This is a genomic window from Butyricicoccus faecihominis (assembly GCF_024462775.1).
Classification (GTDB): Bacteria; Bacillota; Clostridia; order Oscillospirales; family Butyricicoccaceae; genus Agathobaculum; species Agathobaculum faecihominis_A.
The window spans coordinates 38,158-62,308 of record NZ_JANGCE010000016.1; the positions used below are offsets into that span (position 1 = coordinate 38,158).

At 51.5% G+C, this 24,151-nt stretch carries 24 protein-coding genes; 9 read left to right on the forward strand and 15 right to left on the reverse strand.

Features of this window, described 5'->3' with window-relative positions; translation table 11 throughout:
* Nucleotides 1-350 precede the first annotated feature (350 nt).
* On the reverse strand, nt 351-2,078 hold the full coding sequence (locus NE562_RS09695; protein ID WP_280962213.1) for a phospho-sugar mutase: 1,728 nt from the start codon (nt 2,076-2,078) through the stop codon (nt 351-353).
* Nucleotides 2,079-2,357: 279 nt separating this feature from the next.
* Between NE562_RS09695 and NE562_RS09700 the strand changes: the two genes are divergently transcribed.
* From NE562_RS09700 to NE562_RS09710, 3 genes are all read left to right on the forward strand, one after another.
* On the forward strand, nt 2,358-3,395 hold the full coding sequence (locus NE562_RS09700) for a tyrosine-type recombinase/integrase (RefSeq protein WP_280962214.1): 1,038 nt from the start codon (nt 2,358-2,360) through the stop codon (nt 3,393-3,395).
* A gap of 170 nt (nt 3,396-3,565) precedes the next feature.
* Nucleotides 3,566-4,756, forward strand: a complete 1,191-nt coding sequence (locus NE562_RS09705; protein ID WP_280962215.1) for an iron-containing alcohol dehydrogenase — start codon at nt 3,566-3,568, stop codon at nt 4,754-4,756.
* Nucleotides 4,757-4,878: 122 nt separating this feature from the next.
* Nucleotides 4,879-5,229: a hypothetical protein gene (locus NE562_RS09710; RefSeq protein WP_280962216.1), complete on the forward strand. Its 351-nt coding sequence runs from the start codon at nt 4,879-4,881 to the stop codon at nt 5,227-5,229.
* Nucleotides 5,230-5,472: 243 nt separating this feature from the next.
* Here NE562_RS09710 and NE562_RS09715 read toward each other — a convergent pair whose 3' ends face one another.
* Nucleotides 5,473-6,900, reverse strand: a complete 1,428-nt coding sequence (locus NE562_RS09715; protein WP_280962217.1) for an MATE family efflux transporter — start codon at nt 6,898-6,900, stop codon at nt 5,473-5,475.
* Between the two features lie 138 nt (nt 6,901-7,038).
* Between NE562_RS09715 and NE562_RS09725 the strand changes: the two genes are divergently transcribed.
* A complete protein-coding gene (locus NE562_RS09725; RefSeq protein ID WP_305147433.1) occupies nt 7,039-7,923 on the forward strand; it encodes a LysR family transcriptional regulator in 885 nt (294 codons plus the stop codon).
* Between the two features lie 298 nt (nt 7,924-8,221).
* Here NE562_RS09725 and NE562_RS09730 read toward each other — a convergent pair whose 3' ends face one another.
* The 10 genes from NE562_RS09730 to NE562_RS09770 all read right to left on the reverse strand — a co-directional run bounded on the left by NE562_RS09730 (nt 8,222) and on the right by NE562_RS09770 (nt 15,667).
* Nucleotides 8,222-8,992: a hypothetical protein gene (locus NE562_RS09730; protein ID WP_280962218.1), complete on the reverse strand. Its 771-nt coding sequence runs from the start codon at nt 8,990-8,992 to the stop codon at nt 8,222-8,224.
* A complete protein-coding gene (locus NE562_RS09735) occupies nt 8,883-9,470 on the reverse strand; it encodes a hypothetical protein (RefSeq protein ID WP_280962219.1) in 588 nt (195 codons plus the stop codon). Before NE562_RS09735 ends, NE562_RS09730 begins: the two co-directional genes overlap by 110 nt.
* A gap of 18 nt (nt 9,471-9,488) precedes the next feature.
* Entirely contained in the window at nt 9,489-10,253 is a 765-nt protein-coding gene (locus NE562_RS17895; protein WP_419196002.1) for a TraX family protein, read from the reverse strand.
* A gap of 63 nt (nt 10,254-10,316) precedes the next feature.
* Nucleotides 10,317-10,730 carry an SH3 domain-containing protein gene (locus tag NE562_RS09740; protein ID WP_280962220.1) on the reverse strand — a complete coding sequence of 138 codons (414 nt, stop codon included), beginning with the start codon at nt 10,728-10,730 and terminating at the stop codon, nt 10,317-10,319.
* A gap of 160 nt (nt 10,731-10,890) precedes the next feature.
* A complete protein-coding gene (locus tag NE562_RS09745) occupies nt 10,891-11,142 on the reverse strand; it encodes a hypothetical protein (protein WP_280962221.1) in 252 nt (83 codons plus the stop codon).
* Nucleotides 11,139-12,281, reverse strand: a complete 1,143-nt coding sequence (locus NE562_RS09750) for a M56 family metallopeptidase (RefSeq protein WP_280962222.1) — start codon at nt 12,279-12,281, stop codon at nt 11,139-11,141. The genes NE562_RS09745 and NE562_RS09750 overlap by 4 nt, the downstream gene beginning before the upstream one ends.
* A gap of 41 nt (nt 12,282-12,322) precedes the next feature.
* Nucleotides 12,323-12,715: a BlaI/MecI/CopY family transcriptional regulator gene (locus NE562_RS09755; RefSeq protein ID WP_280962223.1), complete on the reverse strand. Its 393-nt coding sequence runs from the start codon at nt 12,713-12,715 to the stop codon at nt 12,323-12,325.
* Nucleotides 12,716-12,925: 210 nt separating this feature from the next.
* Nucleotides 12,926-13,339, reverse strand: a complete 414-nt coding sequence (locus tag NE562_RS09760; protein ID WP_280962224.1) for a GtrA family protein — start codon at nt 13,337-13,339, stop codon at nt 12,926-12,928.
* Nucleotides 13,336-14,286, reverse strand: coding sequence for a glycosyltransferase family 2 protein (locus tag NE562_RS09765; RefSeq protein WP_280962225.1), 951 nt, complete (start codon nt 14,284-14,286; stop codon nt 13,336-13,338). Before NE562_RS09765 ends, NE562_RS09760 begins: the two co-directional genes overlap by 4 nt.
* Entirely contained in the window at nt 14,279-15,667 is a 1,389-nt protein-coding gene (locus NE562_RS09770; RefSeq protein ID WP_280962226.1) for a glycosyltransferase family 39 protein, read from the reverse strand. Before NE562_RS09770 ends, NE562_RS09765 begins: the two co-directional genes overlap by 8 nt.
* A 209-nt stretch (nt 15,668-15,876) precedes the next feature.
* On the opposite strand from NE562_RS09770, the gene NE562_RS09775 reads away from it, so the two are divergent.
* A complete protein-coding gene (locus NE562_RS09775; protein ID WP_280962227.1) occupies nt 15,877-18,156 on the forward strand; it encodes an S-layer homology domain-containing protein in 2,280 nt (759 codons plus the stop codon).
* A 65-nt stretch (nt 18,157-18,221) separates the two neighbouring features.
* Here the strand turns inward: NE562_RS09775 and NE562_RS09780 are convergent, their stop codons facing one another.
* The 3 genes from NE562_RS09780 to NE562_RS09790 form a co-directional block, all read right to left on the reverse strand.
* The gene (locus NE562_RS09780) at nt 18,222-18,908 is read right to left on the reverse strand and encodes a phosphatase PAP2 family protein (RefSeq protein WP_280962228.1); all 687 of its coding nucleotides are present in this window, start codon (nt 18,906-18,908) and stop codon (nt 18,222-18,224) included.
* A gap of 149 nt (nt 18,909-19,057) precedes the next feature.
* Nucleotides 19,058-19,678, reverse strand: a complete 621-nt coding sequence (locus NE562_RS09785; protein ID WP_280962229.1) for a helix-turn-helix domain-containing protein — start codon at nt 19,676-19,678, stop codon at nt 19,058-19,060.
* Nucleotides 19,679-19,690: 12 nt separating this feature from the next.
* Nucleotides 19,691-20,572 carry an MBL fold metallo-hydrolase gene (locus NE562_RS09790; protein ID WP_280962230.1) on the reverse strand — a complete coding sequence of 294 codons (882 nt, stop codon included), beginning with the start codon at nt 20,570-20,572 and terminating at the stop codon, nt 19,691-19,693.
* A 270-nt stretch (nt 20,573-20,842) separates the two neighbouring features.
* On the opposite strand from NE562_RS09790, the gene NE562_RS09795 reads away from it, so the two are divergent.
* From NE562_RS09795 to NE562_RS09810, 4 genes are all read left to right on the forward strand, one after another.
* The gene (locus NE562_RS09795; RefSeq protein WP_280962231.1) at nt 20,843-21,667 is read left to right on the forward strand and encodes a ParB/RepB/Spo0J family partition protein; all 825 of its coding nucleotides are present in this window, start codon (nt 20,843-20,845) and stop codon (nt 21,665-21,667) included.
* 234 nt (nt 21,668-21,901) lie between these two features.
* A complete protein-coding gene (locus NE562_RS09800; RefSeq protein ID WP_280962232.1) occupies nt 21,902-22,678 on the forward strand; it encodes a ParA family protein in 777 nt (258 codons plus the stop codon).
* 3 nt (nt 22,679-22,681) lie between these two features.
* Nucleotides 22,682-23,554 (forward strand): ParB/RepB/Spo0J family partition protein, encoded by an 873-nt coding sequence (locus tag NE562_RS09805; RefSeq protein WP_280962233.1) that lies wholly within the window; start codon nt 22,682-22,684, stop codon nt 23,552-23,554.
* Between the two features lie 11 nt (nt 23,555-23,565).
* Nucleotides 23,566-24,138 (forward strand): hypothetical protein, encoded by a 573-nt coding sequence (locus NE562_RS09810; protein WP_280962234.1) that lies wholly within the window; start codon nt 23,566-23,568, stop codon nt 24,136-24,138.
* Nucleotides 24,139-24,151: the final 13 nt, after the last annotated feature.

The following is a 24,151-nucleotide window of genomic DNA, read 5'->3' on the forward strand; positions in this document are numbered from 1 at the left end:
CGCATAGAATCCTTACGTTTATTAGAGCGTCAAGTCAAGGGATGAATTTTTCTGACTTTGTATGTTTTGCTAAAAAATAATCCGTTAACCTTAAAGGTGTTTTGATGTTAACTTTATTTTATATGCAGCATCGCTACTTGTCAATTAAATATTTTTGTCTCAATCTGTCGGCTGCTTTTAAGAATCTGGCAATAAAAAAGGAATCAAATTTTTGTTATTCTGAGGAGCAAAACGACGCAGGATCTCGCGCGACCACACGGCAACAAGAGGATGGTTCGTAAACCGCTAAATAACCCCGCCCCCGGATTCGGCTGTCAGCCGTTCCGAGGGCGGGGTTATTGTGTATCTATTTACTTCACGATTTCCTTAGCGGCGGAAACGAGGGCGGCGACCTTATCGGCGGCGTCGGCCTTGCTCGCGCCCTTGGCCATGATGTAGACCTTTACCTTGGGCTCTGTGCCGGAGGGGCGGATGATGAAGATCGTGCCGCCCGAAAGCTCGTAGTACAGCACGTTTTGGCCTTGCAGTTCCATGGGTTCGGTCTTGCCGTCCGCAAGAGAAGTACGGGTGCCGGGCTGATAGTCGCGGATGAATTCGACCTTGTCCGGGCCGACCTGCTGCAGCGGGGTCTGTCGCAGCTCCTCCATCAGCTCCTGCATGCGCTGCAAACCGGATACGCCGGGCATGGTGATGGAGATGGTCTGTTCGCAATAATAGCCGTACTTTTCGTACATTTCCTCCATCGCGTCATACAGGGTCTTGCCCTGCGTGCGGTAGTAGGCCGCCATTTCGGCGATCAGCATGGAGGCGGTGACAGCGTCCTTGTCGCGCGCATAGTCGCCGCACAGGTAGCCGTAGGATTCCTCGAACGCGAAGATATACTCGTGCGAACCGGTGGTTTCAAATTCCTTGATCTTTTCGGCCAGAAACTTGAAGCCGGTGAAGGTCTCAAAGCAGGCAACGCCGTTCTGTTCGGCGGCGGCGCGCGCCATTTCGGTGGTGACGATGCTCTTGAGCACCGCCGGGTGGCGCGGCATGGTGCCGGTCAGCTTCTTGGCGGTGATGATGTAATCCGTCAGCAGTACGCCGACCTGATTGCCCGATAGGGAAATATATTCACCGGTCTTATCCTTTAATACGATGCCGGTGCGGTCGGCGTCCGGGTCGGTGCCGATGATCAGATCAACGCCGTTTTCCTTCGCCAGCTCGATCGCAAGGTTGAAGCCTTCCTTGTTTTCCGGATTGGGGCTCTTGACCGTCGGGAAATCACCGTCGATCACCATTTGGTGCGGCTCGCAGATGATATGCTTGTAGCCAAGGCGCTGCAAAATTTCGGGCACCAGACGGTAGCCCGCGCCGTGGAACGGGGTGTAAACAAGCTTGAATTCGTCCGCAACCTGCTTCACGCAGTCCGGATTAACCGCTACCTTAAGCACTTCGCTGAGGTAAGCCTCGTCCGTTTCCTTGCTGAGGATGCGGATCATGCCGCTCTTGACGAATTCGTCATAATCGCCGGTGCGCACGCCGGTGAACAGATCGGTCGCGGCCATTTCGCGGGCGACCATGTCGGCTTCCTGCGGGGGCAGCTGCGCGCCGTCCTCCCAGTAGACCTTATAGCCGTTGTATTCCTTGGGGTTATGGCTGGCCGTGATATTGATGCCCGCGATGCAGCCATAGTGCCGGATGGCAAAGGACAGCTCGGGCGTGGGGCGCAGTTCATCGAACAGCAGGGTCTTGATGCCGCTTGCCGCGAGAATGCAGGCGGATTGCTGCGCAAATTCGGGCGAGAAGTGGCGGCTGTCGAACGCAATGGCGACGCCGCGCTCCATCTGCTGTTTGCCGCCCGCGACGACCAGATTGGCAAGGCCCTGCGTTGCCTGACCGACGGTAAAGCGGTTCATGCGGTATAGGCCCACGCCAAGTACGCCGCGCAAACCGGCGGTGCCGAACGAAAGCGGCGCGAAGAACCTGCTTTCGATCTCTTCCTTATTATCTTTGATGGCCGTGAGCTCAGCGCGTTCCTCCGCCGTCAGCTCCGGACGGCTCAGCCAGCGGCTGTATTCCGACATATAATCCATGTGCTGTTCACCTCATCCATTTATTTGGCGCAATGCCACTATGTAAATTATACAATATCTGTGTGTCAATGCAAGGGGTTTTGCGCGAGTTTGTGAGATTGACCGAACAGAAGCGGAATATTGCATAAATAGGACCAGCGTTTTTTGGGCAGTAAGTAAAAATGCCAATAGAGACGCTGAAAAAATACCTTTGTCCGTGCGATAAATTAGGCTATTTATGCTACAATTAATTTTGTCACGTTCGACAAAAAACAACATAAAGTGAGGTAAAATGACAACATGGACAAAGTAAAAATTTATGAGGAGGATGGCTGTATCCACTTCGTTCTGCGCCCTGAGGAGCTGATGCGTTTGCGGTATTCCGAGGAATCAAGCACGATGCTGGTCACTTTTTTTGACCGGTGGCTGACGCTGATGGAAACGCAGGTGCGCGAAAATACGATGGATGGGTACCGTTATATTTATCAAAAACACATTCTACCGTTTTTCGGCGCGCGTAAGGTGACGCTTGCCACCGCGCGGCCGGCGGATTTTCAGGAATTCGTCAACCAGAAATTCGCGGAGGGGCTTTCGCCGACCTCCATCGTCAAGTTTCATTCGATTCTGCACAAGTGTATGAAATATGCGGTATCGCTTCAGATTATCCCGCTGAACCCGGCGGATAACGTGATGCTGCCCAAGCGCCGCGCGTTCCGGGGGCAGGTGTATAACCGCACGCAGATCAACGTGTTTATCGCGGCGGCGCTGCATTCCCCGGCGGAGGCGGCGTTTGTTCTTGCCGCAACCTATGGACTGCGGCGAAGCGAAGCCGCGGGTTTGCGGTGGAGCGCGGTCGACCTGCGCGCGCGCACGATGATCATCAACCACACGGCGGTGCAGTCGGGCGGGCGCGTGATCTATGCCGATAATGTAAAGACCAAATCAAGCTACCGCACCCTGCCGCTTTCGGATTCGCTCAAGCGGTATTTGAGCGACCTGCGGCGGCGGCAGAACGAAAACCGGCGCAGGCTGGGCAAGGCTTACCACAAAAGCGATTACGTTTGCTGCCACGAAAACGGCGTGCCGCTCCGGCCCGATTATATCACCCGGGAATTTGAGCGGGTGTGCCGCGGGGCCGCGCTGCCGCGCATTCGCTTTCACGATTTGCGTCATTCGGTGGCGACCATTTTGCTGCAACAGGGCTTTTCGCTGAAACAAATACAAGATTGGCTGGGGCATTCGGATATTTCCACCACGGCAAACGTATACGCCCACGTGCCCTATATCGAAAAGGTATCCATTGCCAAGGGGGCCACGCCGGTCATCGGCGTGATGTGAACAGAGCGCGGAACGGGGCGGCCCACACACTGAATTTGTGAACAAACAATTAAATTTATTGGACATTAAAATAATGGATTGAAAATGCTTTTGAAATATGTTAGTGTTAGATCGTTAGTTAATTAACAATTAAACCGATGGACCGAACGACTGAATAGGAGTGTAAAAGTATGGCGAGATTTACATTACCGAGAGACCTGTATCACGGCAAAGACGCGCTGGAAGCGCTGAAGACGCTTTCCGGCAAAAAGGCGATCGTCGTAGTGGGCGGCGGCTCTATGAAGCGCTTTGGATTTCTGCAAAAGGTAGAGGATTACTTAAAAGAAGCCGGTATGGAAGTAAAGCTGTTTGAGGGCGTGGAGCCCGATCCTTCCGTGGAAACCGTGATGAAGGGCGCGGCCGCGATGCGCGCGTTCGAGCCGGATTGGATCGTTTCCATCGGCGGCGGCTCTCCGATCGACGCGGCCAAGGCCATGTGGGCGTTTTACGAGTATCCGGACGTAACGTTCGAGGATCTTTGCATCCCCTTCAACTTCCCGACGCTTCGCACCAAGGCAAAGTTCTGCGCGATCTCGTCCACCTCCGGCACAGCGACCGAGGTGACCGCGTTCTCCGTCATCACCGATTACCAGAAGGGCATCAAGTACCCGCTGGCCGACTTTAATATCACGCCCGACGTTGCCATCGTCGATCCTTCGCTGGCCGAGACCATGCCCAAAAAGCTGACCGCGCACACCGGCATGGACGCAATGACGCACGCGATCGAAGCCTATGTATCCACGCTGCACTGTGATTTTACCGATCCGCTGGCGCTGCACGCCATCGAAATGGTGAGCGACGATCTAGTTGCCTCCTTTAACGGCGATATGGAAGCCAGAGACCGCATGCATAACGCACAGTGCTTGGCCGGTATGGCGTTCTCTAACGCGCTGCTCGGCATTGTGCATTCAATGGCGCACAAGACCGGCGCGGCCTACTCGGGCGGCCATATCGTGCACGGCTGCGCAAACGCGATGTACCTGCCCAAGGTGATCAAGTTCAACGCCAAGGAGCCCGCCGCGGCCGAACGCTATGCGAAGATCGCAAAGTTTTTAGGCCTTGCCGGTGGTTCGACGGATGAACTGGTGGACGCGCTGATCGCGCACCTGAAAAAGATGAATCAGGCGCTTGAAATTCCGTCCTGCATCCGCGATTATGAGGGCGGCATCATCGACGAGAAGGAATTTCTCGACAAGCTGCCCACCGTGGCGCAGCTCGCCGTGGACGATGCGTGCACCGGTTCCAACCCGCGCGGCATCGATGCGGAGCAGATGGCAAAGCTGCTCAAGTGCTGCTTCTACGATGAAGAAGTAGACTTCTAAAGTTCAATAAATAGCCAAAGCGCTCCTCAAGTTTTTTGAGGAGCGCTTTTTGGCAAACGGTTGGCGCGCACGAAGCAATATGTTAGAATGGGCTTAGGAAAAAAACCAAAGGAGAAGCTTTGATGAAAAAACGCTGTGTATTGGTAATGGCCTTAGGGCTGCTGCTCCTTTGCGCGGGCTGCACCAAGGAACAAAAGCAGAAAAGTGATGTGTTGACGCTGGACCGGGTGACCGAACTGGCTGAAAAGGGAAGCAACCTTTCGTGGGACGATTTCGCGGCATATGAAAGCGAAGAGATTGGCAGCGGGCTTTACATCCTGCATTATGCGATCGATGATGATTTCTACTTGCTGATCGGCGGCGGCAGTCAAACAGAGGCGCCCATGTACATTCGTTTGGTGCGTACGAGCGATAATGAAAGCTACATCGATATCCGAACGGATGACGTGCAGGCATTTCTCAATGAAGCATAACGCCAAAAGGGGCTGTAAAAAACTGTTGCAAAATAGAAGAGTACCCAAATGTCATTCTGAACGAAGTGAAGAATCTCGCGCGAACGCGCGTTCCCAGCGTAACTTCCGCGCGTTGGCACGAGATTCTTCGTCGCTTCGCTCCTCAGAATGACAAAATTGGTAGCATTCTTCGCTTTGCAACAGTTTTCTATTCATTTGTGAGAACTTATTTTACAGCCCCTTTTGTGTTTGACGACATAAAATTTAGCAGTTGACCGGCTTTGTATAGTCAGCGGCATGGCCGGATCTTTGCGCGGCCACCCCTTCGGGCGTATGGTTGTTCAGGTGGCGCACGATATACACGGAAAGCGCCGCCGCGGCGATAAAGGAAACGATATCCGCCACCGGCGCGGAGTAGAGCGTGCCATAAACGCCGAAAACGCGCGGCAGCAACAGCACGAGGGGCACGCTTAAAACAAAATCGCGCAGCAGGGAAAGGCCCATGGACAGCAGCGGCTTGCCCAGCGATTGCAGAAAGATGCTGATCGATTTTTGAATGCAGCACAGAACGATGGTGCACAGGTAAACGCGGAACGCCAGCACGGCGAATTCGTTATACAATCCATCCTCGCTGCCGAAAATGCCGATGATCTGCATCGGGAAGCATTCAAAACACAGCATGGCGACCGCGCCGACAATGATCTCGGCCGCCAGCATGGTGCGGAACAACTGCTTGACGCGCTTGCCGTAGCCCGCGCCGTAGTTATAGCCCACGATCGGCTGGCAACCCGCCGCGATGCCGACCACGATGGCGATCACGATTTGGAAGATCTTCATCACAATACCTACCACGGTGAGCGGGATATCCGCGCCGTACTTGGACTGCGCGCCGTAAATGACCAGCATGTTGTTCATCGCCGCCATGATTATGACAATGGAAATCTGCGTGAGCAGACTGCTGATGCCGAGGGGCAGGAAATGCCCCATCATACGGCCGGAGGGACGGAAGCTGGATCTTTTCAGCCGGAACGCCTTGGTGTGGCGCAAATAGTAGACCGCCAGCAACGCGGAAACGATCTGCCCCGCGACCGTGGCAAGCGCCGCGCCCCGCATGCCCCAATGCAATACGAAAATAGCGATCGGGTCCAAAACGACGTTGATTAAACAGCCCGCCAACGTGGACAGCATGGCAAAGCGCGGGCTGCCATCCGAACGGATGAGCGAGTTCATGGCATTGCCGAACATGAAAAAGGGAATGCCGATTAAAATATAATCGTAGTACTCGCTTGCATAGGCAAGATTGTTTTCTGTGGCGCCGAAGCTTTGCAGCACGCCCTGCTTGCAAACAGCCAGCAACACCGTGAGCAGCACACTGGCCGCGACGATAACGACCACCGCGTTGCCCGCGCATTTATGCGCGCCCTCCGCGTCCTGCCTGCCTTGGCAGATGCTGAGAAAGGCCGCGCAGCCGTCGCCCACCAGCAGGGCAAGCGCCAGCGCGATGACCGTGACCGGGAAAACGACGTTGGTAGCGCCGTTGCCCAGATAGCCCACGCCCCAGCCGATGAAGATCTGATCGACGATGTTGTAAAGCGACGAGACCAGCAGCGACAGAATGCAGGGAATGGAAAACCGAAGCATTAGCTTGCCGATCCGTTCGGTTGCCAAATAGCCATTGGTATTTTGATTCATTTGTACCTCCTAAAAGTGCCGGGCATAGCGCCCGGGCGATATCCTCTCTTCTATATTTTACCGCGCTTTTTCTTGCAAGGGAAATTCAAATGCGTTATCATTAATAAAGAAAATAAATTAATAACAGGAGGGCCGACAATGAATACCGTTCAGTTGGAATGCTTTTTGGCCGTGGCCGAGCATTTGAATTTTGCGCGCGCAGCGGAAGCGCTGCATATCACACAGCCTGCTGTGACGCACCAGATCCGTTCGCTGGAAAGCGAGCTGGGAGCCGAACTTTTCCACCGCACGACCCGCAGCGTCGAACTGACGGAAGAGGGGTATCTGTTCATTGGCGACGCCAGAAGCATTCTGGGCATATCGCAGGCGGCGAGAATGCGGCTGAGGCACCGGTCCGAAAAAGAGACGCTGCCTTTTATCCTCGGTTGCCGTACGCCGGGGGAAACGCGGTTTTTACCCGCGGTATTGCGGCGGCTGATGCGGGCGTATCCCAACCTGCACCCGGTGCTGAAAAATGATCCCGTATCGGTCATGCGCAGCCATTTGGAGGACGGTTCGGTGGATGCGGTGCTGGGCTGGAAGGAAAAGAACGCCGCGTGCCGTTTTAGCGAATTAGCCCGGGCCGAAGCGGCGCTGGTCGTATCGCCGGAGCACCCGCTCGCGGAACGTGCGCAAGCCACGTTTGCGGATATCCATGAAGGTTGCGTGATCCTGTTCGATCCGCGCCGCAATCCGCAGGCCATGTCCGCTTTGCAGCACGAAGCCGCCGGGGCGCGTCCCGCTTCGCAGGTCTACTTTTGCGAGGATAATGAGTGCGCCATGACGTTGGTAAAGGCGGGCGTTGGATGCACGCTCCTGCCCGATCTGCCGCAGCTGCGCGATCCCGCGCTGCGTTATATTCCGTTTGAAAAGAAAAACCCGGTCTCCTTTGGCGTATATTACAAAAGCTTGGGACAGCACCCGGCGCTTAAATCGTTTATCGAATTCGCCCGCGAAGCGCTCGCGCCGGGCGGAAAAATCTAATATAAATATAATTACTATGGTAAAATTTATTATATCGGACATTTCAATGCTGGTACTACTATAATAACAGTACTTAAATGTTCTATGACTAATAAACATTCCTTATAATTTGTAACCTATTTTTTGTAATGTTACGCACTATTCTTTTGGGTGGTGTTGCGCATAATTGTCATCCACTACTAACCAAAGGTCATTGTATACAGAGAGACAGATTATGTTGCACCTAACAAAATAACACCACTGGCACTGCTGCACCGGTGGTGTTGTTTATGAGATGGATCGAACTTTTGTGTTTTTACTATATGCTAATAGTTTGCTTTCTTGCATCTAAAATTTTAAGCAATATCAAATTTAAACAATATCCAATTACTGTGCCGCATATCCAGAGCATTATTTGATCCAGAAACAGTCCACCGGAGTGGGATAAAAATCTTAATACAGCAATAATTATTGAACCGACTATAGCAACTATTAAGAAATTTTTCAGTTTAGATAGGTATTGAAAATTTTTAGATAATAAAAAACTCGGTAAAATAAAAATAATTACATTTTTAATTATATTTGAGCTAAGTTCTTGGTTTGTAAACCAAGAAAGAATGATTTTGCCAGGTTGAAGATTAATATAGTACATTGCATACTGAGAGAACGATAGTTCAGAACTATTTACTCTCAGAGTTACGGCAGATGCATCTGTAAATAACTGATCAAAGACAAACATAAAACTGATAACGATCCATATAATAATGGAAACTTTTTTTAGTTTATCATTATAAATATCTTTATCGGCTATATACATCAACATATTTGTTGCCAGAAGCACTATAATTAGCAAGCAAAAACCGAATATTGAAAAGAAGAAGGTAGGCAAAATTGACAAATAGCAGATATAACAGGCTACTGCAATAAAAGCAGTTGTCCAAATTCCTTGTAATAATTTTTTTATCATTAATATATCTTGATTATGAGACGGTGAGAGTTCCACTGGTATAGCAACCATCTTTGGCCTTTTCCAAAGCCACAAAATACCGATCAGATTTATTGACACTGAAACTGCCAGTTGACGATCCATCTCTCTTGCTCTTAAAGGAGCCGACCGTAGAACTTCCCAGCAGAGTTCTCTTATACAATGTTGTTGTAAAAGTAGAAGAGGTCATAAGATCGGTTTCGGTTGTGCTAGCATTGGTGGAAATAGAGATTTTGCTTACATTGGTGAAGTTTTTATTTGAGTATGTATAATAAGAAAAATTAAAACTTCCAACATATTTGCCATCGCTACTTAAATCCCAGATTGACGAGTAGGATGGTATATCACTAGATCTCGCTTTGCTATCTGCTGTCATGTAATCATCTATTTCTAACTGATTATCTGACGGGTTATAGTCGCCATAACTTATATCAAGCAATTTTTCTTTTGATACGTTGGATATCGTGTCGTCTCTAGTCGCCTCGGAAAGCACAACAGGGTTTTCCGATTCAAGTGCAGATGCAAAGCATGTGAAAGCAAATAACATACAGGCGACTAAAGTTAGGCTTGATAATTTTTTCATTTTAAAATCCCTTCAATCTTAAAAGATTTTTGTTTTTAATAGCTGTGCAATCCAAAATAGAATTAGTAAATGTACAGGATAAAAGATGTAACAAGCTATCTGGAAAAAACGACTGGGCTTTTGAGCAGTTTGTGTGATACTTTGTAAAATTGGAATAGTAAAAAAGTAGGATAGACAATAAACGAAAGTATCGTTTATAAGATTAGGTGATACCGCTTTAAATCCCAGTATATAAAATTCGCATATAGCATGAATTAACCTATAGCAAGATATAAAAAAGGGTACTATATAAATTGCCTGTTTTTTTTGGTGGAAACAATAATACAAAAAAGTAACTCCGATACCGATAACGCCCCAATCGGATAGAGCAGTAACGAGAGCGAATACTATAACAATGAAAAAGTAATTGATCTTGTTTGTAGTTTTGCCTAACAACCCCAGCATTAGCAATGAACAAAACAATGTAAAAAGAACATTGTTGAAAATAGATGTCCAATCTAATCCTAATGGATATGTCAATACCGCATTAGAGGCAAGATGAAACGGTATTATAGATATTAACCAAAACAACGCTAAGCGAAGCAGATATCGGTTAAAATTTCTGGTTCGATAAAATCCCTCCACCAAAAGATAGGCGAACAACGGAAAGGCTAAACCACCAATAAACTCGCCGCTCGATACAATCCATTTTGGTAGCACTGTAGAAAAAACGCTTGCAGTGTGATCAATGATCATACTAATCAGTGCGATTCCCTTGACTTGAGTGGTCGTAAGCTTTATCATCAGCTGAGTTTATCCAAAGGCGCTACATTTGTAGCGCCTTTGTAGTCTATGAGATTAGTTTTATCAGGCTTCCTGAATATAATCTGAGGATACATAACAATAGACACCGTCATACTTAAACTTGGCCCAGCCATTATCAATAGACTTTACTTTTATGATATCACCTCTCTGGAGTGTACCAACAATTTTGTAATTTGTTCCCGCTCCAGATCTAACATTAACGTCACTACCGGTCACTTCGTATTTCTTCGTGAGCAACCATCGAGGTTCAATACTACTATCAGCAGTATCCGTGTTCTCGCTAACAACAAAATCAAACTTGCTATTATCAGTATTTGCTACGTTGCTTTCTGCAATATATGCAGCAGGCGATTCAGCCTCATTGGTAGGTAGTGCTTCATTTGCGGCAAAGGCCGTGGGAACAAGAAGAGAGGTCCCCAATGCAATAGCGCCTAGTCGTACAATGTTTTTGTTCATAGTTTTTCTCCTTTTATTTTTATATATCTAATATACTTTTTATACATTAGATATACTTATTATAACGCCAATTTCGTGAATGTCAACTCTTATTTTATAGAAGCAATAAATTAACGCTCGAGATATTATCATCTCGAGCGTTAATTTTAGATATTCTAAATTATATATCGATCCAACTTGAATCGACCCAATACCCCATAGTCCTATTCCAGCGTCTATACTGCTGTTTTCCATTGTGAACTCTATATTTTGTTATAATAACATCGGCACGTGTTTGAATATCGTTATTTTCCTCATAACATACACGCACAGAATTGGAGATATCTATAGCGGTCGCTTGCGGGATAAAGATAAGGTTCCCCATCATAACACCTAATAACAAAATAAGAACTTTTTTTTTCAAAATCATCATGCTCCTTTATGTACTACTTTAAAACCTTGGTTTATCATATCATATATGATATTCAAATTATCTGTCTTGGCATGGTCGTTTCCATCAAGCTCTGAAAAAATACTATACGTTCCATCCTCATTATCAACGAGAAAAGTATTGCTTGGAGTCATTTCATTTTCTTCTGAAATTTCATTATCCGGTGGTGTAAAGCTCGATTGTATCTGAAATGAGTATGACAGCAAAATTATTAAACTTAATACAGTGATACCGCTCAAATGCGAGAATCTAGACTTTTGGCCTTTTGATTGACTTGCAGCAACAATTTTAAATCTTTCTAAGATTTCTGCTTGATTATTCCGGTTAAATAGTTGTGTTGCGACGAGCTCCAATGGTTGCTTATAATTACCGTCAGCATACTGCATTGTATTAACGATAGTTTGTAAATATTGTGCTGTTTCGCTTTTGCTCAAGCCTTCAGTTACTGATAAATCACATTTTATTTCTAATGCTTGATCTAAATCTCTTTTGAGTAAACCTACTATTGGATTCCACCAAAAAAGATTGCAAAATAATTGTATTAATAGTTTTACAATAATATCTCGGTTTTGAAAGTGTGTATATTCATGTAATATAATAAAATGCAGCTCGGAATCGGAATAGTGAAATCTAGGTAGAAGTATAGTCTTTTTTAAAATGCCAATGCCCATAGGAATAGTTATACTTGGATTTCTACACACAGTTACTTTTAGCTTTCTGTTAAATTGTTGAGCAATTTGTGAAAGTGTGTCAAAGTCTCGCTTGCTATAGTTATTATTACAAGATAATAGTCTTTTCTTTGCGTGCAAATATTGGTTTATCCATCTCACAGAAGAAAATACGCTTCCAAATACCCATATAAAAAGAAAAATATGGGCTATAGGTATATCAAAACCTAATATACTAACACTATCTTGAAATAGCATTTTACAAAGTCTATTGACTCCCCATGAGATTTCTACAATTCTTGTAAAAGGCAGCTCAATGGGTATTAGTAGCCGAACGGTGCAGAACCAATATAATGCTAATAGTGTTGAAATACCAAAACTTTTTATTAAGAGTCGTTTTTTTCGACTAATATATAACAAAATAATGATAAGGCTGCTCCAAATAACTGCCATTAAAAATGAGAAATATGTTAGTGTCACTTTGTCTCCTTGCACTATTGTTCCTTTAGCTTATCAACAATGCATTCTAATTCTTGCACAAGAGCCTTGATATCATTATCTTCCGACTTATTTACCATTGCAACCGCAACTTTAGCAAGCGCCTTCTGATCTCTAATTCCTAACGAATACATCACACGTGCAGCATATTCTTCTTTTGATAAAATGGGAGTAAATGCTCTAGCATATTGCTTACCTGAGCTAACAAGTCCGTCGACTTTAATGATTTTTTTAGCTAATAAGGATTTTAGTAATTTGTGAATATAGCTATCATTGAATTCATCTGTCATTTCTGCGACTTGCATGCTTGTTAATGATTTTTCAGCTGACCAGAATAATTCCATCAAACTTTCTTCACCTTTGGTTAACAACTCAGTTTTCTTTCGCACAGTATTTCACCTCTTTGGAATCTAATATAGTAATTATATATTAAATGCAATAAAAGATCAACTGTTTTCTTAAATGCCTATTACATGCTATATTTTCGGGTTATGACATGCTACTCATTTCCCGTTTTTATAAATTGGTTTTCAGTTTGAGGATCTAGTGAAGGATGCGCATGAAAAAGGTATTTTTTGCATCCATAGTTTGGGGTACGCTTACCGTGCTTCCTTCTCCCGGAACGCGAAAAAACGCTGGCCGAGGTAGTTGAAGCCGGTGAACAGGCACATGCCCACGAACATGGAAACATTATCGCGCACGGCGGTGCCGGCCCCGGCGAGCAGGTACAGGGTAAGCGGCTTGGCAATGCCATAGGCGAGCACATAGCAGACCGCGATATTGAGCGCAAAGCGCACAACCTGAGACACGCTGTTTTCCCGGTTGCCAAAGGTAAAATACTTATTGAGGAAAAAGCTTAAAATACTGGTCAGGATATAATTGGCGGCGGAAGAGACCCAGTAGGAGCAGTGCGCCAGATTATAAAGCCCAAACATGATTGCCGTGCCGACCAGCGTATTGACCACGCCGACGAGCAGGAATTTCAAAAGCTTTTTGTCGATCAGTTTGTTCATTTCACGCCCTCTTCTGTTTCACGCACCAGATAGACCGGACGCTTTTTGGTTTCCAAATAGGTTTTTGCCAGATATTGTCCCAGAATGCCCATGCAGAAAAGCTGAATGCCGCCCAAAAACAGGATAATGCAAATCATGCTGGGCCAGCCGCCCACCGGGTCGCCCCAAAGCATCGTGCGGATGACGATGAACACAATGAGCACGAACGCGATCAAGCACATCAGAAAGCCCGCGACCGAGGCAATGGCCAACGGAGCGGTGGAAAAAGCGATGATCCCTTCCAGCGAATAAAGAAACAGCTTCCAGAACGACCACTTGGTTTCGCCCGCCACACGTTCGACATTGACAAAGGGGATCCACTTGGTTTTAAAACCCACCCAGCCGAATATTCCCTTGGAAAAGCGGTTGTATTCGCGCATGGAGAGGATCGCGTCCACCACGGTGCGGCGCATCATCCGGTAATCGCGCGCGCCGTCCACAATGTCCGCGTCAGAGATCTTATTGATGAGCTTATAAAACCGACGCGCGAAAAACGAGCGGATAGGCGGCTCGCCCTTGCGGGTGGTGCGCCGGGTGGCGGCGCAGTCGTACCCTTCCTCGCGCACCGCTTTTAGCAGGGCGGGCAGCAGGGCGGGCGGGTCTTGCAGATCGGCGTCCATCAGGGCGACATAGTCGCCCTTTGCCGCTTCCAAACCGGCCAGCATGCCCGCTTCCTTGCCGAAGTTGCGTGAAAAAGAAACGAAGCGCACGCGCGAATCCTGCGCCGCGAGCGCACGAAGGATGGATAGGGTATCGTCCTTCGAGCCGTCGTCGATAAAGACGAATTCAAAATCAGCCTCGCTCATATCATGGGTGACGCGGCTGGTTTCCTGATAAAAAAGCGGCAGCGCGTCCTGCTCGTTATAACAGGGGACGACAAGCGAGATCAAGGGCTTTTTTTCATCCATGTTTTTTCACACCTTTCATGAGTGCGTCCAGACCGCCCGCCGCCGCGAGGAAGAGAAACAACTGCGGCAGATACGCGTAGCGCGGCTGGATCTCGACCAGCAACAGCGCCGAAAACGCGGCGAAAACGATAAAATAGGGTAAAAGCTCGTCCGCCGAGCGCCGCCCCCGGCGCAGCAGACCGATAAGCGACAGGGTGAAGGCGAGATAAAACAGCGCCCGATCCGCCTGCCGGGTCAAGATCGCCGCCGGATGCTGATACCATGTGAGCTGCGGCTGGGTGAGAAACGGCCCAAGCATCCAAACCAGACCGTCGCCTACCCAAAGGCGATTGATCTTATGATAGACAAGCTTGATCAGCGTTTTGGGCGAAGCGGTGAGCCGGTCGTAGATCAACTGCTTTTCCAGCCGCTCGGTTTCCTCGGTGGGTGCGCCTTCCTGCATCGTGCCTTCGAGCAGGGCCCAGTCGCTGTCGGAATAGGCGCCGTCTGTTTCCGGGTTGAGACCCGTTACCACCTTCCATAGGGGATTGCCGTTGTGCAGGCCATTGCGGTTGAGCCCGCTTTCACGGATCGCGGCGTCAGCCGCCGCGTGCGCCGCGCCATAAACGGCCAGCAGCGCGAGCATGCCGCAAAGGATTTGTTTGGTCAGTTCCGCACGGTTTCGCGTGAGCAGCCGAAACACCGCCCAAGCAAGCACCGCGACAAGCAGGATCATGCCTTCCGGCCGGAGCAGATTGCCGCATTGCAGCGCGAGCCCGGCGAGCGGGTAGCGCCAAAAGCCAAGGCGCGTGCAGTCCCGCCCGGTCAGCAGCCAAGCGGCAAGCACAAGGAAAAAGGCGGATGCGATTTGGTTGGTCAGTACGGTGGGCAGCAGCAGCGCGCCGGGAAACAGCGTGAGCAGCAGGGCCGCCGCGCGCGCCGCTTCCGCGCGCACCCGATCGAGCGCCAGCCGGTAGAGGAATACCACGGTACCGGCGGAAAGCACACAGTTGACCAGCTTGATACACATTGGATCGTTCCACAGGCGCAGAAAAAGGGACTGCCACGCGACAAAGCCGCTTTGATACGCCCACATGGAAAAATACGGCTGGGTCTGGAACGAAAAATCGCCCGCCGCCGCCTGCGATGCGGCGGCGTAGAGCGCTGAAAAATCCGATTCGATCGGCGGGCGCAGCAGCAGCACGATGCAAACGCGAAGCAGAACGCCGCCGCCAAGCAAAAACAGCGTAAAATGCGGGATCTCCCATTTGCGGCAGGCATAGAAAAGCCCAACAGCCGCCGCCAACGCGAGCACCGCGCCGTTTTGCAGAATAATGGACGCCGCCGCCAGCGTAAACAGCACGAGAAATAGCCGCCTGAGCGTTTTTTCTGTCTTTTCCATGCGGCCCGCCTCCCCTCCATCGGCCTGATAGTCAATATATTCTAGCACAGTATTCTGGTAAAGTAAAGCCGGGCAAAGTCCTTAAAAGGGCGCTGCATGTGTCACCATTGTTACACTTTTTGCAATTCTATTGTAGCCGGACGGGCGAAAGGATATAATTTTGATATACATACAAGATATACAATATTGACCCAAGGATGGATACGGAAATGTTGAAGAAATTAGTTGCCGCCTGCGCGGCAATGCTGACGATGGTCGTTTGCGCGTCGGCCGCGGGGTCGGTCTTTCCCGCCGCCCGCACGGATATGGACGGCGTTACGCGTTACGGCTATCTGGACGAAGCCGGGCAAACGGTGCTGCCCTTTGCCTACAACGCGGCGGGGGATTTCGCGGAATGCGGCCTAGCCGCCGTAGAGGACAACAAATGGCAGACCGCGCTGATCGACCGCACGGGCCGTCTGGTCGTGCCCTACACCGCGTCGCCGGTATCGGTGGAGTTTTCGGCGGACGCCGCCGCCTACCGTTATAGCGACCGCAGCGTCTATTACACCGTGGAGGGCAAGGAGATCGGCACCTATGTAGGCGCGGAGGGCTTCTTTGCCGACGGCCTATTAAAATGCAAGAGCCCGGCTTCCGGCCTTTACCGTTATGTGAAGGAAGATGGGGAAGAAGCGTTTGAGGGCGCTTACAAGAAGGCGGGCGTCTTTTCAGAGGGCCGCGCGCTGGTGCAAACAGAGGACAACGCCTATATCGTGATCGACACGACCGGCGCGGAGATCGCCCGCCTGCCCGCCGAGATCATGCCGACCTATATGTCGATCTACGGAACCGATACGATCGTGGTATCCGGCGGCACAACATACGCGCTCTACTCGCTTTCCAAAGGATATTTGACCGATTTCCTGTACGCTGAAATTTCCGAGTTTCACGAGGGCGCGGCCATGGTGCGCCAGATCAACCGCTGGGGCATGATCGACGTGAACGGCAAGCTCAAGACTGAGCCCACCTATTACTACCTATCCTATATGGGCGAGGGCCTGTACGCCGCCCGCAGTCAGGACGGCTCCGCCGCCGCGGTGGACGCGGACGGCAATGTGGCGTACCGCACCGCGTCCTATGTGGGCGGGTTCAAGGAACTGCGCTACGGCTTATCGTGGCACGGTATGGCGGATGGCGGCCTGATCTTTTTCCGTAAAAGCGGCGGCTACTTTGCAAGCCTGAAAAACGCGGAGGACCCGCTTTTGCTTTCCGACAAGGTCGTCCGCGTAACGCAGGACGGCGAAGTGCGCTACATCAATTTGGAGACCGAGCAAGTGCTGTTTACACCGCCCACCTCGTTTGAACTGGGGCAGGGTTTGGTGGCCAAGACCGTGCACTATGAGAAATTCATGGGCTATCAGGCGGACGGCAGCGAGCACGGCTGGAATGTTTCCTTCCCGGAAATAGACGGCCTGCCCGATGCGGCTATGCAGAAAAAGATTAACACCGCCATACGCGATTTCTTCCTCAAGGGCCCTTCGGTGACGGCGGAATATGACGCGCTGGAAGGCACCTACGGCGTTTCGCTGGAAGGAACCGTGCTGGTCGTTTCGGCCAACTGCGTCAGCGGCAAGGGCGAAGGCTCCTCGATCTGGAACAACTCCCTTGCGTTTGACCTGAACACCGGCGAGCAGTACAAAATTTCCGACTTGCTGATCGGTGATTATAGCGACATGGTGCGCGATCTGCTGCCGGATGATCACCCGATCTACCTATACAGCTATCCGCGAATGAGCGCCAAGGGCGTGACCTACTATTATAATGAATACCAAAGCGACACGCGCCGCGCTTACACGGAAACCTACTTGCTTACCTTTGAACAGCTTGCGGACGTGGTCGACCGCGAGGGCGAATGCTGGATGGCCCTGCAAACGCCTTACCGCCGGCCGGATCAGCCGCGCTTCTCCGACGTGCCAAAGACCCACTGGGCATCCGCTGTTGTGGACGAGGTGGTGGACCGCGGCCTGATGCAGGGCGCGAACGGAACGTTCAAGCCGGATCAGCCGCTCACTTACGCGGAGATGTGCGCGACGGTCGTGCGGCTGGAGAAGTTGGAAGCGCCGAAGGAACTGCTGCCCACGCTGAAAGCCGATGCGTGGTATGCGGACGAAGTGACCGCGGTATCGAACGCGGGCCTGCTTACTGGACTGGAAGAGGGCTTTACGCCGGACGCTTCGGTTACCCGGGCGGACGCGATGCAGATGTTTGCAAACCTGCTGCTCAAAAGAGAAATTAAGGCGCCCGAGGCGAACGAGGTCGATGCGATTCTCACGCCGTTTACGGACGCGGCCGACCTTTCCGCGGAGCGCCGCGCGGCTGCCGCGCTCTGTGTCCGGGAGGAGCTGATCGCGGGTTCCGGCGGCAAGCTGACGCCGAACGCCGTGCTCACCCGCGCCGAGTTCGCCAAGCTGTTGCTGGGGACCGCGGATAAAGGGCAAACCACTGAATAAGCACAAATCACTTTTCACTACAATGCCGGAGCCGCTGAAGCGTAACGTTTCAGCGGCTCCGGTATTTATTCTTGCGGATCGGTTGGGGTATCCGCGCGTTCCTCTATGTATTGCAGCGCGGCGCGGTAGAGCGCGAGCAAGGCGACCGAGAGCAGAACGCCCGCCGCAATATCGGTAAACCAGTGCACGCCGGACAGCAGCCTGCCCACGACCGTTATGACGATCACCAACGCGGAAACGGTCTCCGCGGCCAAGAGCCATCCTTTCCTGTTGCGCAGAACATGCTGGAATTGCAGCATGGCCGCGCCCATCAAACAAACGACGACCATGGTGTGGGAGGATGGATAAGAAGCCTCAAGCGCTTGCGACAGCAGGACCGGCCGGTAATTGACGACGCAAAGCTCAAAAAACACATAGAACGCCAGCACGGCAACATAAAACGCGCCGAGCAGCAAAATGCGGGGATCGACTTTTTTGATGCTTTTGCGCCGGATGAGCTGCGCCAGCCCGCCTATCGCAAAGCCAAGCGCGGTGGCGATGGCCGCGATACCCAGATAGTCGGTCGCGTCATACCACAGTCGGTTCACACCGAAAAACGTAAACACGGCTTGATTGACTGTGGCAAGCCCTACCGTGGACTGCTGCGGGCCGATTGGCTGTACGTCGACCGTGGCGACGATCACGGTAAATAGGGCGAAGCACAAAAATAGTACGCTGGCAAGGATGAAATATTTTGTAGATCTCTTTTGCATAATGGATATTCCTTTCTTTTAGCGGCATGAAACGACTTGCAAGTACTGCTCCCATTATGGTGGCACGGCAGGGGAAAAGGCAAGAAACGTGCCGTCACAATCCTCAAAAGGCCCTGACACGTTTTGTGTCAGGGCCTTTTGACAGGAATTCAGGATAATTTGATTTGGGTTTGCTTCCACAATATCCATGCCTTTGCGGCAAAAAACGCGAACAGCAGAAGGGTGACATAGGGTTCCCGGGTCGCGGCAAAAAGACAGATGGCCACGGCGTGAAAAACGATGGAGCATTTGGCCGCGCGCCCCCGCCAAACGGGCCGGTCCCAATAGGCAAAGGCCAACTGCGCCAGCCCAAGGCCGATCAGGATGAAAAAGACGGCCCAATAAGTGACCAGAAATGTGCCCGTGGTTCCGGTGAAGGAAAGCAGATTGACGGCGTAAATATAGCCGCCGTACGGCTTGCCGTAGAGCGGCAGAAAAATAAAGCAAAGCGCCATGATGTCGAATATGCCTCGGATCAAGCCATATACTTTTTCAAGGTTCGATCGGTTTTCACGAACGGCAAGTGTGATTAGCTCGTCGCCCGAAAGCAGCTCGTCGATGGTAACGGAGAACAGCTTGGAGATGCACTTGAGCGATTCGATATTCGGGCAGCCCTTTCCGCTTTCCCATTTGGAGACAGCCGTGCGGGAAACATAGAGCTGCTCGGCGAGCTGTTCCTGCGTCAAGCCTCGCTGCTTTCTAAGCTGTTGCAGCTTTTCGTTAAACTCCATTGCAACGACTCCTTACGCGGATGCATGCCATAACAGCATATTGCTTTGGAACGAGGCGGAGAGCCGTCCGCTGTCCTTCAGCCACGTGAGGAAGGAGCGCACGGTGCTGCCCACGAGCGCGTACTGTTCAAAATTCATGGTGAGACCGTAGTGCGCAAACGCCTGCTGCAAAATTTCTTCAAAGCAGAGCGGCGTGCCGCAGATCGATCGCAGCGTCTCGCCGATCTCCAGCACCTTGGCGCGGTTGTAGCGGACAAGCTCCCTGACATCGCTGGTCGCCTCCGCGTGGGCGGGCACGAATAGAGGGGCCTCCAGCGCTTCCACTTGGTCGAGCGTTTGCAGATAGGCGGCCACGTCGTAAATAAACGGGACGCCGTATTTGTCCAGCGTGTCGCGGCCGCTGATGCAATCCGCCAGAAAGACCGTGCCGTCCGGCGTGCGAAAACCGACCATGTCAAAGAAATGACCGGGAAGGGGAAGGGTCTCGAAGCCCTGCGGCAGATGGGCTTCCGCAAGATCGGTCACGTCGCTTTCCTGTGCAAGCAGGAACTTATGGCGCAGCTCCTTGCAGGGAAAGCCGCCGTACAGAAAGGATGGTTCGAGAATGGGGAATCGGGTAAAGGCCGCTTCGATACCCGGCGCGTAAACGTTGCAATGCGTCTGCGCCTGCAAATAATGGTTGCCGCCGATGTGATCGGCATTGGAGTGTGTATTGAGTATGGCCTGCAAGCGCCAGCCCTGCCGTTCCATGATTTGGCGCACCTTGCGCCCGGCGTCCTTATCGCTGCCGCTGTCGATCAAATAGACCGCGTCCGGATCGGCCGCGTAAACGCCGATCTTGGCGGGGCAGTTGATATAGTAGCTATGCGCGCCGGCCTGTATCAGTTCATACATGATTGCTTCCTCGCTTTCGATGGAGAGATAGGGATATTGTACACCCGGAGCGGCGCTCTGTCGAGTGCGCACGCTTTTTCGCAAACAATTTACATTTAGTAATGGAAATACAAGATGTTATATTTTGTCCGAAAATGTGTGGGAATGTGAGATATAGCGCTGAAAATAGCAGATATACGTCGAAAAAGGCGAATCGTGCGGTCGATTTTTCTTTACATTATGGTATAAAATGGTAATCTATTACCAGAAGGAAATATAGGAGGGAATTACATGATGTCTGTTTTGACTTTAGTAACCGGCAAGGAAGACCGTACGCTCCGCCGTGTGCGCATCAGCGATATCGCACGCAACCCGAACCAACCGCGCAAATACTTTGATCCCGAAGCCATTGCACAGCTGGCCGAAAGCATCCGGCAGTATGGCGTACTTAATCCGCTCACCGTGCGGCGCGGACCCAACGGCGGCTATGAATTGGTGGCGGGGGAGCGCCGGTTGCGCGCAGCCCGTGTCGCGGGACTGAACGACGTACCCTGCCTTGTCATTTCCGCGGATTCCAAGGACTCCTCGGCGATCGCGCTGGTGGAGAATTTGCAGCGGCGCGATCTGGACTTTTTTGAAGAGGCGAGCGGTTTTAAGCGTTTGATTGAGCAATATGGCTTGACACAGGAGGAGGCTGCCCGCAAGGTGGGCAAGACCCAATCCGCGGTGGCCAACAAGCTGCGGCTGCTGCGCTTGTCGCCGCAGAATGTAGAATTGATTCGCTCCGCAAGCTTGACCGAGCGCCATGCCAGAAGCCTGCTGCGCTTGGAGAAGGAAGAGGATCGCATCAATGCGACCCATTATATTATTGAGCATGATTTGAACGTAAGCCGAACCGAGCAGTATATCGATCATCTGCTGACAGAGGAGACCGAAGTGCCGGCGGGGAGCGAAAAGAAAATTGTTCGACTGATTAAGGATGTGCGGTTTTTCCTGAATACCGTGAACCGGGCCATTGGCGTGATGGTTGATTCCGGCGTGGGCGCTACGGTGGATCAGCAGGAAACGGACGATGGTTTGACGCTGACAATCAATATCCCCAACGCGCGAAGCTGAGGAATGGACACCCCTTCAATGTTTCACGTGAAACAAACTTTTTCGTTTGTTTCACGTGAAACATTTTCTTTTTGTCCCAAACTTCTTTGCATTTATCAAACGGTATGCTATAATAAGTCTGGTAAATAAAACGCTTTCGTACGGAACCAAGGCAGAAGCCCTTCAAAAGGGCAATTCTGTCGAGATAAAAGGAATACGAAAACGAAAGCTTAACAGAAAAGAAGGGAAGAATACATGGGGAAGATCATTGCGTTCGCCAATCAAAAGGGCGGCGTCGGCAAAACGACGACCGCGATCAATCTGGCGGCGGCGCTCAGCGACCGCGGCAAGCGTGTGCTGCTTTGCGATTTTGACCCGCAGGGCAACGCGACAAGCGGCTTCGGCATCGACCCGCGTGAGCTAAAGACTTCGATCTACGACCTAGTCGTCGCGGATGAGCCGGATGTAAAGAGCGCTATCGTTTCCACGAAGTGGGTCGACCTGATCGGCGCCAATGTCAATTTGGCCGGCGCGGAGCTAGACCTCATCGTGATGGAGAATCGTGAATTTCGCCTGAAAAACGTATTGCAGAAGGTGAGCGACCAGTACGATTATGTGTTTATCGACTGCCCGCCGTCGCTCGGTCTGCTTACGCTGAACTGCCTGTGCGCGTCGGACAGCTTTTTGGTACCGCTGCAGTGCGAATACTATGCGCTGGAGGGCCTGTCCCAGCTGATGACCACCGTGCGCATGGTTAAGAAAAATATGAACCCCGCGCTGACGCTGGAAGGCGTGCTGCTGACCATGTTCGATGGACGCACCAACCTTTCCATTCAGGTGGTGGAAGAGGTGAAAAAGCACTTCCCCGGCGAGGTGTTCAGCTCGGTCGTGCCGCGCAACGTGCGTCTCAGCGAGGCGCCCAGCCATGGCAAGCCCATTACCGATTACGACCGCTTCTGCCGCGGCGCCGAAGCCTATTTGGCCCTCGCGGATGAGATCCTGAAGAAAAACAAACGCGGAAAGGGGAAGTAACGCATGCCCACATCCAAAAAAGGGCTGGGCGGCGGCCTGTCCAATCTTTTCGGCGGCGATGTGGCCGATCTATCGGCCGCGGGCGCGGCCGATGGCGTATCGTCGATCGACCTGTCCAAAGTAGAGCCTAACCCGGGGCAGCCGCGCAAAAATTTTGACGCGGAAGCGCTGGAAGCGCTGGCGGAAAGCATTCGTCAGCACGGCGTGATCACGCCGATCACGGTACGGCATGGCATAAAAACCGGATATTACCAGATAATCGCGGGCGAGCGCCGGTGGCGCGCCGCCCGTTTGGCTGGGCTCAAAAAAATACCCGCCATGGTGATCGAAGCGGACGAGGGCAAGGTCATGGAGATGGCCTTGATCGAGAACCTGCAGCGGCAGGACCTGAATCCGATCGAAGAAGCCGAAGGCTATGATCTTTTGATGCGGGAATTCGGTCTGACGCAGGACGAAGTGTCTAAGCGCGTCGTTAAATCCCGTCCCGCCGTTGCAAACGCGCTGCGCCTGCTGGCGTTGCCGGACGAAGTGCGCGGCATGGTCGCGGCAGGCAAGCTTTCCGGCGGACACGCCCGGGCCGTGCTCGCCGTGGCGGATGAAGAGCAGCGCGGCGCGGCGGCCGAGCAGATGGTCGGTCTTTCGGTGCGGCAAGCCGAGGCGCTTGCCAAACGGCTGAATAAGAAACCCGCACATAAAGAGCAAAAACAAGCCTTTTCCGTGGACTATGTGGCCGAAGTGGAAAAGGAACTGGAAAGCACGCTTGGCCGCAAGGTCACCATTGCGCAAGGCAAAACAAGCGGCACGCTCTCACTGGAATATTACGGGGCGGATGACCTCGAACGATTGCTCGACGCGCTGCGCGGGCTTCGTGTATAAGGGAGGTACGCATGGAAGACAATAAAACGCCGCAGGGCGAGGAAAACGAAGCACAGCTGCCTGTGGAGGGCGACGGACACGAAATGCAGCCGGAAAAAAAGCTAAGCCGCACAACGCTTACCTTTTATATCATCGGTCTGTTTTTGGTCGCCATCGCGCTGATCTTGGTCAGCTATATCTCACAGGTGCGCAGCAATAAACAGCTGCAAAACCTGAATACGCAGCTCAGCGATCAGCAAAAGGTGGCGCAGGGCGCGACCCAAAAAATGGAAGATTTGCAAAAGCAGCTCACAGCGCAGTCGGAGGAACTTTCCGCCGTGCGTAAGGCGCTCGGCATAGAGGGCACGGAGATCGATACCGCGAAGGCCGTACAGGCCCAGCAGCAAGCGCTGGACGCCGTTTATCAGCTGCTGCGCGCCGAGGACGCGCTGCGCGCGGGCGACCGCACGGCAGCAAAGGCCCAAATCGATAAGCTGACCGGCGCCTACGGGGCCGACCGGCTGGGCGCCACGGATGATAAGGCGCTGCTCAGCGCGGAAGGCGCCGCGATTTATAAAAAACTGACGCAGGAACTGGCTGAATAAAGAAACATCTGGA